The sequence below is a fragment of the Streptomyces sp. MUSC 14 genome, from assembly GCF_001866675.1.
In the GTDB taxonomy this organism is placed as follows: domain Bacteria; phylum Actinomycetota; class Actinomycetes; order Streptomycetales; family Streptomycetaceae; genus Streptomyces.
Genome location: NZ_MLYN01000019.1, coordinates 137524 through 148413 on the forward strand (window position 1 = coordinate 137524; position 10890 = coordinate 148413).

General features: G+C 73.3%; 10 protein-coding genes. 4 read left to right on the forward strand and 6 right to left on the reverse strand.

What is annotated here, in order from left to right; all coding sequences use genetic code 11:
- Position 1: 1 nt before the first annotated feature.
- Positions 2–898 (forward strand): carbohydrate ABC transporter permease, encoded by an 897-nt coding sequence (locus tag BIV25_RS11650; protein WP_071372165.1) that lies wholly within the window; start codon positions 2–4, stop codon positions 896–898.
- A gap of 106 nt (positions 899–1004) precedes the next feature.
- The gene (locus BIV25_RS11655) at positions 1005–2462 is read left to right on the forward strand and encodes a GH1 family beta-glucosidase (RefSeq protein WP_071372166.1); all 1458 of its coding nucleotides are present in this window, start codon (positions 1005–1007) and stop codon (positions 2460–2462) included.
- Between the two features lie 71 nt (positions 2463–2533).
- On the opposite strand, the gene BIV25_RS11660 is transcribed toward BIV25_RS11655, so the two are convergent.
- From BIV25_RS11660 to BIV25_RS11670, 3 genes are all read right to left on the reverse strand, one after another.
- Entirely contained in the window at positions 2534–4000 is a 1467-nt protein-coding gene (locus tag BIV25_RS11660) for a cellulose binding domain-containing protein (protein ID WP_071372305.1), read from the reverse strand.
- Positions 4001–4132: 132 nt separating this feature from the next.
- A complete protein-coding gene (locus tag BIV25_RS11665) occupies positions 4133–5518 on the reverse strand; it encodes a HAMP domain-containing sensor histidine kinase (RefSeq protein WP_071372167.1) in 1386 nt (461 codons plus the stop codon).
- Positions 5515–6234: a response regulator transcription factor gene (locus tag BIV25_RS11670; protein WP_071372168.1), complete on the reverse strand. Its 720-nt coding sequence runs from the start codon at positions 6232–6234 to the stop codon at positions 5515–5517. The genes BIV25_RS11665 and BIV25_RS11670 overlap by 4 nt, the downstream gene beginning before the upstream one ends.
- A 100-nt stretch (positions 6235–6334) precedes the next feature.
- On the opposite strand from BIV25_RS11670, the gene BIV25_RS11675 reads away from it, so the two are divergent.
- Positions 6335–6844 carry a hypothetical protein gene (locus BIV25_RS11675; RefSeq protein ID WP_071372169.1) on the forward strand — a complete coding sequence of 170 codons (510 nt, stop codon included), beginning with the start codon at positions 6335–6337 and terminating at the stop codon, positions 6842–6844.
- 154 nt (positions 6845–6998) lie between these two features.
- On the opposite strand, the gene BIV25_RS11680 is transcribed toward BIV25_RS11675, so the two are convergent.
- Entirely contained in the window at positions 6999–7889 is an 891-nt protein-coding gene (locus BIV25_RS11680) for a spermidine synthase (protein WP_071372170.1), read from the reverse strand.
- A 34-nt stretch (positions 7890–7923) separates the two neighbouring features.
- Positions 7924–8328 carry a hypothetical protein gene (locus BIV25_RS11685; protein ID WP_071372171.1) on the reverse strand — a complete coding sequence of 135 codons (405 nt, stop codon included), beginning with the start codon at positions 8326–8328 and terminating at the stop codon, positions 7924–7926.
- A 209-nt stretch (positions 8329–8537) separates the two neighbouring features.
- Here BIV25_RS11685 and BIV25_RS11690 point away from each other — a divergent pair, with 209 nt between their 5' ends.
- The gene (locus BIV25_RS11690) at positions 8538–10082 is read left to right on the forward strand and encodes a hypothetical protein (RefSeq protein ID WP_107486070.1); all 1545 of its coding nucleotides are present in this window, start codon (positions 8538–8540) and stop codon (positions 10080–10082) included.
- 16 nt (positions 10083–10098) lie between these two features.
- Here BIV25_RS11690 and BIV25_RS11695 read toward each other — a convergent pair whose 3' ends face one another.
- A complete protein-coding gene (locus BIV25_RS11695) occupies positions 10099–10695 on the reverse strand; it encodes a histidine phosphatase family protein (RefSeq protein WP_071372172.1) in 597 nt (198 codons plus the stop codon).
- Between the last annotated feature and the right edge of the window lie 195 nt (positions 10696–10890).

The window sequence follows — 10890 nt, forward strand, 5'->3', positions numbered from 1 at the left end:
CGTGACGACGACCCTGACCGCGAAGGAACCCCGGCGGACCGGGCGCTCTCCGCGACCGAAGGCCGCGCGGGCCGGCGGGACGCTGCACGCGGGCCCGCTCGCCTACGCGGTGCTGATCCTGTTCTCGCTCGGCTCGCTGTTCCCGCTGGTGTGGACGGCGATCGCCGCGTCCCGTGACAACAACCGGCTGGCGCAGACGCCGCCGCCGTTCTGGTTCGGCTCGAACCTGGCCCACAACCTGAACGTCGCCTGGAACGACGCCGATCTGGGCAAGGCGTTCCTCAACACCACGTTCGTGGCGGGCGTTTCGGCGGCGACCATCGTGTTCCTCTCCACGATCGCCGGATTCGCCTTCGCCAAGCTGCGGTTCAAGGGCCGGGGTGCCCTGATGCTGATCGTGATCGGCACGATGATGGTGCCGCCCCAGCTGAGCATCATCCCGCTGTACATGATGGTCGCCAAGCTCGACTGGACCGACCAGCTGCAGGCCGTGATCCTGCCGTCGTTGGTGAGCGCGTTCGGGGTGTTCTTCATGCGGCAGTACCTGATGCAGGCGCTGCCGGACGAGCTGATCGAGGCCGCCCGGGTGGACGGCGCGAGCAGCTGGCGGGTGGTGTGGCACATCGTGTTCCCGGCGGCCCGGCCGGCGATGGCGGTGCTGGGGATGCTGATGTTCGTCCAGGCCTGGAACGACTTCCTGTGGCCGTTCCTGGTCCTCACCCAGAACGGCAATCCGACCGTGCAGGTCGCGGTCTCGGCGCTGGGCCGCGGCTACACCCCCGACCAGTCCCTGATCATGGCGGGCGCGCTGCTCGGCACGCTGCCGCTGCTGCTGGTGTTCGCGGTCTTCGGCAAGCAGATCGTGGGCGGGATCATGCAGGGCGCGGTCAAGGGCTGAGCGCGCCCACCAGCCGAAGGGGGCCGGGTCACCGCCGCCCGGCCCCCGGCTCTCCTTCCACTTCTTACTTCTCCGGTCTCCTACGACCTCTTATGGGAGCGCTTCCATGTCTGAGTCCGTCTCCACCGTCCCCTCCGCCCCCTCCATCTCCTCCGTGACGTTCCCGCCCGCCTTCCTGTGGGGCGCGGCGACCTCGGCGTACCAGATCGAGGGGGCGGTGCGGGAGGACGGCCGTACCCCCTCGATCTGGGACACCTTCAGCCATACGCCGGGCCGGACCGCCGGCGGCGAGACCGGTGACATCGCGGTCGACCACTACCACCGCTACCGCGACGACGTGGCGCTGATGGCGGAACTGGGCCTGACCGCCTACCGCTTCTCGGTCTCCTGGCCCCGGGTGCAGCCGACCGGCCGGGGCCCGGCGGTGCAGCGGGGCCTCGACTTCTACCGCCGGCTGGTGGACGAGCTGCTGGCGCACGGCATCAAGCCGTCGCTCACCCTCTACCACTGGGACCTGCCGCAGGAGCTGGAGGACGCGGGCGGCTGGCCGGAGCGGGAGACCGCGCTGCGCTTCGCCGAGTACGCGCGGCTGGTCGGCGAGGCGCTGGGCGACCGGGTGGAACTGTGGACCACCCTCAACGAGCCCTGGTGCAGCGCCTTCCTGGGCTACGGCTCCGGGGTGCACGCGCCCGGCCGTACCGACCCGGAGGCCTCGCTGCGCGCCGCCCATCACCTCAACCTGGCGCACGGGCTGGCGGCTTCGGCGCTGCGCTCGGTGATGCCGGCCCGCAACCGGATCGCGGTCAGCCTCAACTCCTCGGTGGTCCGGCCGCGTTCGCAGGACCCGGCCGACCTGGCGGCGGCCCGCCGGATCGACGACCTGGCCAACGGGATCTTCCACGGCCCGATGCTGCACGGCGCCTACCCCGAGTCGCTGTTCGCGGCGACGGCGTCGGTCACCGACTGGTCGTACGTCCTCGACGGCGATGTGCGCACGGCGGGCGCGAAACTGGACGCGCTGGGCCTGAACTACTACACCCCGGCGCTGGTCTCGGCCACGTCCGGCGCGCTCACGGGCCCGCGGGCGGACGGCCACGGCGCGAGCGACCACTCCCCCTGGCCGGGCGCCGACGACGTGCTGTTCCACCAGACGCCGGGCGAGCGCACGGAGATGGGCTGGACCATCGACCCGACGGGCCTGTACGACCTGATCACGCGCTATGCGCACGAGGCCCCGGGCCTGCCGCTCTACATCACCGAGAACGGCGCGGCCTACGACGACAAGCCGGACCCCGAGGGCCGCGTCCACGACCCCGAGCGCATCGCCTACCTCCACGCCCACCTGTCGGCCGTGCGCCGGGCGATCACCGACGGCGCCGACGTGCGCGGCTACTACCTGTGGTCCCTGATGGACAACTTCGAGTGGGCGTACGGCTACGGCAAGCGGTTCGGCGCGGTGTACGTGGACTACGCGACGCTGGAGCGCACCCCGAAGTCGAGCGCCCGCTGGTACGGCGAGGTGGCACGGACGGGGGCGCTGCCGGCGGCGGGATCAGCGGCCTGACGCAGCCGGAAGGGCGCGGCGATCCCCCCGGATTCGCCGCGCCCCTGGTGTCGGACGTCTGTCGTCGCGGGTCAGCCGAGGGCGCCGAAGGCCTTCGAGAAGGCGAACGGGGACTGGACGATCGAGCTGCACGTGGGGTCGGCGGAGTTCTTCGCGCCGCCGGGGCACTGCTTGTCGCGGGCCGCGGACCACATCGACAGGCCGCCGAGGCCCTTGGACTTGGCGAAGTTCACCAACTGGGTGGCGTCGTCGACCTTGAAGGTCTCGGCGGAGACGTCGTTGACGCCGATCATCGGGGTGACGGCGACGGCCTTCCAGGCGGCGGCGTCCGACAGTCCGAGGACTCCCTTGATCTGGGCCTGGGTGGCGGTGGCGGCCTGCTGGGCGTAGTCGCCCATGTCGCCGCTGTAGGAGGCGCCGTAGTCCATCGCCATGATGTTGACGGTGCTGATCCTCGCGCCGTTGGACTTGGCGTTGGACAGCAGGTTCACGCCGTCCTGGGTGAGGCCCTCGGGCATCACCGGCAGAGTGAAGGAGACGTCCAGGCCCGGGTGCTGCGCCTGGAGCTTCGCTATCGCCTTGGCGCGCAGGGTGTTGGCCGCCGTGTTCGGCAGCGCGCCGCCCTCGACGTCGAAGTCGACCTTGGTGAGCTTGAAGGCGTCGATCGCCTTGCCGTACGCCGCCGCCAGCGCGTCTGCGGAGGAACAGGTGGTGGCCAGCTCTGAGCCGGAGGCACCGCCGAAGGAGACCCGGACGTCACCGCCCTCGGCGCGCAGGGCGCCGATCTGCTGGGCGACGGCGTCGCTGGTCAGGTCGGTCACACCGCCCCACTTGGGGGTGCAGCCGCCGCCGTCGGTGATGAAGGCCAGGTTGTAGTTCTTCACCCCGGTAGCGTTCGCCGCGCCGACCAGGTCGAAGGCCGGGTAGAGGGAGGTGTCGACGTACGGCGAGAAGCCGGCGGAGGCGGCGGTGCCGCTGCCCGTGGTCCGGGAGGCGGTCGGCGTCGGGGTCGAGGGCGCGCTCTGGGTGGGGGTGGAGGTCCTGGTGGCCGTCGGGGTCGGGGCCGGCGACGGGGTCCCGGTGGGGCGGCCGCTGGGTTCGGGGGTGGGGCCGCTGTCCGCCGAACACGGGGAGTCGTCGATACGGCAGCCGGTCGGGGCACCGCCGCCCTCGACCACGAAGCCGACGGTCACCGACCTGCCCGGGGCGAGGCCCTCGGTGTCCCACTTTGCCGGCTTCACCGTGACGTGCGAACCGCTCACGCTCGACACGCCGTTCCACAGCGAGCTGAGCCTGGCACCCGCCGGGAGATCGAACTCCAGCGTCCAGGTCTTCTCCTGCGCGCCGCTGTTGTTGGTGACGACGTACTGGGCGGTGTAGCCGGTCGACCAGTCGCTGGTCTTCGTGTACGCGGCGTTCACGCTCGCCGCGTTCGCGGTGCCGGTGAGCAGGACCGCGCCGCCGCCGACGACGGCCGCGGCGACGAGGCCGCCGATCGCCTTGTTCCTGCCACTGATCCTGCGCCGGTGCGTGCTCATGCGCATGCCTGCCTTCGATGTTCACGGGGGTGGGGTGCGGCAGCACGCTAGCGATCCGGAATCGGACAAACCGCTTGATCGGGACGGTGGTTGAAGACCTTATGGTGCGCTTAAGGAAGGGATCGGCGACGGTTAATGGTCGAGACCAGTCGTGACCGGTTTGCGTGTGCGGCGCCGGTGCACCCGCCCCCGCGCCGGCCGCCGTCCGTCCAGTTGGAACCAGATCCGCACCTCGGTGCCGCCGAGCACCGAGGAGCCGATGCGCACGTCCCCGCCCGTGGACTCGGCGAGCCGGCGCACGATGTCGAGGCCCAGTCCGGTCGAACCGGCGCTCCCGGAGCCGCGTCCCCGCGCCATGGCCGACTCCGGGTCGGATATGCCGGGGCCCGCGTCCGAGACCAGCACGATCACCGCGTCCTCGGCGTTGTGCACGTCGACCGCGAAGGCGGTGCCCTCGGCGGTGTGCCGGAAGACGTTGCCGAGCAGGGCGTCGAGCGCCGCGGCCAGGTCGGCGCGGGCCACGGGTATGCGCACCGGAGCGTCGGCGCCGGCCACCCGCCATGTGCGCCCCTCGTCCTCGGCGAGCGCGGACCAGAACTCCATCCGCTCACGGACCACCGCGGCCGCGTCGCACCCGACGCCGGTCCCGGCCGTGGCCATGGCCGTCTGCGGCTTGGCTTCCCGGGCCGTACGGATGATGGTGTCGACCTCGCGCTCCAGCTGGGCGACGGCCGCCCGGGTCTGCTCGGCGGCCGGACCGGCACCGAGGGAGGCCGCGTTGAGCCGCAGCACCGTGAGGGGCGTACGCAGCCGGTGGGAGAGGTCGGCGGCCAGTTCCCGCTCGTTGGCGAGGAGTTGGACCACCTGGTCGGCCATGGAGTTGAACGCGACGGCGGCGAGTCTGAGTTCGGTCGGACCGTCCTCCGGCACCCGGGAGCCCAGCCTGCCCTCGCCCAGTTCGTGCGCCCCGCGCACCAGCCGCTGCGCGGGCCGCACCATGCGCACCCCGAGCCGGTCGGCGACGGCGACCGAGCCGACGATCAGCGCGAGGCCGACGCCCGCGAGCACCCCCCAGGCCGTCCCGACACCGTGGGTCACCTCGGACTCGGGGACGTAGACCTCGACGACCGCGATGGTGCCGGAGCCGAGCGCCACCGGCTGGAGCAGCGTGGAGCCGCCGGAGACGGTCGTGGTCGAGGCCCGGCCCATGCGGCGGACGGCCTCGATGTCGCGGTCGGCGGCACGCTGTCTGCCCAGGTCGAGCGCGGAGCGGCCGTCGGCGGCGGGCAGGTGCACGGCCATCCCGGAGTCGGCGCCGGCCGAGGCCACCACTCGCTCCAGCTTGTCCCGGTCGGTGGTGATGGACAGCGCGGGCGCGACGGCGGCGGCCTCCCGCTCGGCGTTCGAGAACGCGCGGTCGCGGGCCATCTCCCTGACGACCAGCCCGAGCGGGACGGCGAAGGCGACCACGACCATCGTGGTGACCGCCAGGCAGACCCTGACCAGGGCCCACCTCATCGCGCCGGCCCTCCGCCGGGCCCGTCCGCGCCGGGCGGTTCGATCTTCACGCCGACACCCCGCAAGGTGTGCAGATAGCGGGGTTGAGCGGCCGTCTCCCCCAATTTCCGGCGCAACCAGGACAGATGGACGTCGATGGTCTGGTCGTCGCCGTAGGACTGCTGCCAGACCTCGGCGAGCAGTTCCTTGCGCGGGACGACGACTCCTGGCCGGCCGGCCAGGAAGGCGAGCAGGTCGAACTCCCGGCGGGTGAGGTCGAGACGGACGCCGTCCAGCTCGGCCTGCCGGCGCAGCGGGTCGACGCTCAGCCCGCCGACCCGGAGCACCGGCGAGGGCGGGGCGTCGGGTCCGGCGGAGCGGGCGCGGCGCAGCACGGCCGCGATCCGGGCGGAGAGGTGGTCGACCGAGAACGGCTTGGTCAGATAGTCGTCCGCCCCGGCGTTCAGCAGCCGGACGACCTCCGTCTCGTCGTCCCGGGCGGTGGCGATGATGACCGGCACGTCCGTGATGCCGCGCAGCATCTTCAGGGCCTCGGAGCCGTCCAGGTCCGGCAGTCCGAGGTCCAGGATGACCACGTCGAAACGGAGATGGGCGACCTCGCGCAGCGCCTCCAGCGCCGTACCGACACTGCGCACGGTGTGCGCGGCGTCGGTCAGATGCCGGATGAGCGCCGAGCGTACGAACTGGTCGTCCTCGACCACGAGCACACTTGCCATGCGCCGCACCGTACGCCATGCCGCGGGGCCCGGTCCGGGCCTGTGGACAACTCCAGCCCTGTGGACAACCCGTGTGGGTCCTGAGGCAGTATGGCCCGCGATGCGCAAAGGACTCGTACCGGTGATGGCGTGGCTGCTCGCGACGGGAGCGGCGGCCACGCTGTCGTGGTGGGGTGTGCACACGGTCATGGCGGGGACGGCGTACGACCCGCCGCGCGCCCTGCCGATCACGGCGGCCGACGCGCGGGACCGGGCCCCGACGCCCGCGCCCCCACCGCCGCCGTCCGCCTCCCCCGGCCCCACGCGTACCCGCCCGCCGAGCCCGGCGCCGACCCCTGCCCGGACCCCGGTCCGCACCCCCGGCCCCGCCGTCTCCGCGACCGCCTCCGGCGAGGTCAAGGCGTACGACACCGGCGGCGGCCGGGCGGTGTTCGACCTGGGCGCGGCGGACGCCACGCTCGTCTCGGCGACGCCGGGGGCCGGCTGGTCGATGCAGGTGTGGAAGACGGACACCTGGATCCGGGTGGAGTTCAGCCGGGGCACGGACCGGGTGTCGGTGTTCTGCACCTGGCACGACGGGCCGCCACATGTGGAGGTCGGGAACTACTGAGCGGGTCCGGCGAAGTCCGGTGCGGTTCGGCGGCGCCCCGAAGGCGCGCGGGGCTCCATCGACACGCGGCTCCGCCGGGTGGGCGCGACCAGCCACGACGGACCCGCACATGGCCGACGGCACACTGCGGCACGTCCGGCGGAGCGCTTGGCGCTCAGCGGAAGACGGACGGCGGTGGTGCCGGGGAGGCCACGGCCGCCGCGTCCGTCACGGGTACCGCCCCGCCGGTGAAGTCGGTGAGCGGCTTGCCGTGTTCGACGCGGCCGGGGTGCGGGTCGGAGGCGGCGCGCCGGGTGAGTTCGGCGAGCGGGAGCGGGGCGTCGGAGGCCACGAGGACGGCGTTGCCGAAGCGCTTGCCGCGCAGAACGGCCGCGTCGGCGATCAGCGCGACTTCGGCGAACCGCGCGGCGGCGGTGGCGATCTGGCCGCGCAGATGCGCGAGCGGCGGGCCGTCGGCGAGGTTCGCGGCGTAGACCCCGGTGGGTCCGAGCGCCCGGCGGACCTCGTCCAGGAACTCGGTGGAGGTGAGGTGGGCGGGGGTGCGGGCGCCGCTGAACACGTCGGCGATGATCAAGTCCGCCCAGCCGTCGGGGACTTTGCCGAGCCCCACGCGCGCGTCCGCCGAACGGACCCTGATCCGGGCGCCCTGGTCCAGCGGCAGTTCCCGGCGCACCAGTTGCACCAGGCTCGCGTCCCGCTCGACGACCTGCTGGGTGGCGCGGGGCCGGGTGGCGGCGACGTACCGGGCGAGGGTGAACGCGCCGCCGCCGAGGTGCACCGCCTGCACGGGCCTGCCGGGCGGGGCGACGAGGTCGATGACATGGCCGAGGCGGCGCTGGTACTCGAAGGAGAGATACGCCGGGTCGTCCAGGTCGACGTGCGACTGCGGGGCGCCGTCGATCAGCAGCGTCCAGGCCCGGCCGCGGTCGGGGTCCGGGACCAGCTCGGCGAGCCCGCCGTCGACCGCCTCCACCACGGGCTGCGCGGCGGCCGGTCTGCGCCGCCCGGTGTGCCCGGTGTCTCTCGTACTCCTCGACCTGCCCACCGGCCCATTTTCGCAGGTGCCGGGGCCGGGTGCCTCACCGGCAGCTGTCGGCCGCCTCGATCAGCCGGGCGGCCTCGCCGAGCGCCTCGCGCAGCACCACCGGGTCGGTGGCGAGGTCGGCGTCGCCGGGCGGCAGCAGCCAGTCGGAGCCCTCCACCGGCGGCTCGGGAGCCAGGCGCATGCCGCGCCCGTCGGTCCCGGTGCAGGTGCTGCCCGGCACGTCCCAGCCGGCCGCGGTGCCGGCCGGGACCAGGAAGCCGAGGGTGTCGCAGCCGCCGTCGTGGAGCACGGGCCCCATCGCGTCACCGGAGCCGCGCCGCAGGATGTCGACCGCCTCCAGCCCCTGCCGGGCGGGCACCGTCACGAGGTCGCACTCCGCCTCGCCGGCCGCGCCCGACGGCGCCGGCGTACACGGTTCGTTGCTCTGGCTGGTCTCCATGCCGGCCTCCACCACACAGCACTGTTGCGGTCCAACCCGTCCAACGCGCGAGGGCGTCAACGGCTACGGCACAAGTGCGCCGCAAAGGATGGCACTTCATGGCAGATCGTGGATGAGATATCCGGTTTGTAGCCAAACACCGCGTGGCGGGTCCGTCACAGCAGGTACGTTCATGCCCGGTTCGACGGTTCGCACGAGAGGACCCGGCCATGGCGTCGTCAACCGTGACCTCGTCACAGTCCGAACGGCCACCACGGCCCAACCTCGCCTTCCGGCAGTTGCGCGGCAGGCGTTCACCGGCCGAGTTCGCGGCGCTCGTACGGCGCGCCGCGCGCGAGATCGGTGAGCGGGTGAGCTGTGACGCGCGGTACATCGGCAGGGTCGAGGCGGGTGAGATCCGCTGCCCGAACTACGCGTACGAGCGGGTGTTCCTGCACATGTTCCCCGGCCGCACGCTCACCGACCTCGGCTTCGCGCCGCGTTCGTCCGTGCGCGGGCGGGCGGCGCGCCCGGCCGCGGACGGACCCGGTGAGTCGGGGGCGGCCTCCGGGCCGTATGACACACAGGACCCGCACGACGAGCACGACCCGCAGGACCAGCACGACCGGCACGACCCGCACGACCCGCACCACCCGTACGACCCGCACGAGCTGTACGACCCGTGCGAGCCGCACGAGAACCACCACCTGAACCACGAGGAGAGCGACGTGCTGCGTCGCGCATTCATGACCGGCGGCGGCGCCACGATGGCCGCCGTCACGCTGGCCCCGCTGGGAATCGCCCCGGACGCCGCGGCCGCCGTCAGGCGCCCCGGGCGCCCCGGGCGCGCCGGGCGCGCCGGGCGCGCCGGAACGACCGAGGCGACCGCCCTGGAGGAGGCCGTCCGCCGCATCCGGCTGCTCGACGACCGGCACGGCGCGGACGGCCTCTACCGGCGCGCGGCGGCTCCGCTGCGCGCCGCCTACGCACTGCTGGACGCCGGCGCGACCCGGCAGACGACCGCCGACCGACTGCACGCGGGCGCCGGTGAACTCGCCATCTCCGTGGGCTGGTTGGCCCATGACTCGGGCCGCTTCGAGGACGCCCGCTCGCACTACGCGGAGGCTTTGGCCACGGCCCGGATGACCGGAGATCCGGCGCTGGAGGCGCACGCCTTCTGCAACACCGCGTTCCTCGCACGGGACGCCGGCCGGCCCCGGGAGGCGGTCCGTGCGGCCCAGGCCGCCCAGCGAGCCGCCCGCCCGCTCGGCTCCGCCCGGCTGATGTCCCTGCTGGCGCTGCGCGAGGCGGGCGGCTGGGCGGGGCTCGCCGACCGCACCGGCTGCGAACAGGCCCTCGTACGGGCCCAGGCCCTCTTCATCCGCGGCCGCTCGGACTGCGACCCCGAGTGGATGAGCTTCTACGGCGAGGCCGAGCTGGAGGGGCTGGAGGCGCAGTGCTGGTCCACGCTGGGCGACTGGCGGCGCGCGTCGCGGCACGCGTACCGCGCGACCGAGTTGCAGGATCCTCACTTCAGCCGGAACATCGCGCTCTACACCGCCGAGCTGGCCGACGATCTCGCGCGTGAGGGACGGCCGGACGAGGCCGCCGCCGCCGGGATGCGGGTGCTGTCCCTGCTGGACCAGGTCCAGTCCTCACGGATCCAGAGCATGCTGGCGGGTACGGCACGAGTGCTGCTGCCGCACCGGCGGGCGTCCGGGGTGTCCGAGTTCCTGGACCGGCACGCCTGCGTACCGAGGCCAGGAAGGGTCTGAGCGGACTCGGCCGGACTCAGGGCGCCAGGTGGCCCACGTCGTTCCAGCTGTGCACGGCGGGCTCCCCGTACGCCCAGCCCAGGACCGACAGCGACGTCGGACTCAGCCGGAGGCGGGCACCGAAGGACAGCGGAAGGCCCAGCCAGCGGGCGCCTATGGAGCGCAGGATGTGGCCGTGGGCGAAGATCAGGACGTCGCGGTCGGCCGAGCGCGCCCAGGAGACCACCTCGTCCGCGCGCGCGGTGACCTCCGCGACGGTCTCGCCCTGCGGCACACCGTCCCGCCAGATCAGCCAGCCCGGCCGCCCGGCGTGGATCTCGGCCGGGGTCAGGCCCTCGTAGGCGCCGTAGTCCCACTCCATGAGCGTGTCCCAGTCGGCGGCGCGGTCGCCGAAGCCGGCCAGGTCGCACGTCTCACGCGCGCGTACCAGCGGGCTGGTGCGCACCTCCACGTCCGGCAGCCCGTCCAGCGGGGCGCTGTGCAGGCGCTCACCGAGCAGCTTGGCGCCGCGCCGGCCCTCCTCCAGCAGCGGTACGTCCGTCCGGCCCGTGTGTTTGCCGGACAGTGACCATGCGGTCTGTCCGTGCCGGGCCAGCAGGATGCGCGGTGCCATGGGAGACCTTTCCGGATGCGAAGGGAACCCCTCCATCATCGCTCACCCCCTACCGGGGCAACCCCGCGGGCGATCTCGGCGTCTTCGAGGTCTGAGTGCCCGCGCGGGCACGTCGCCCGGGCGAACGCTGGAGCACCTCTCGAGCGGAGAGGGAGCGCCCGCACCGGCGATGGACGAACACCGTAAAGTGGCACG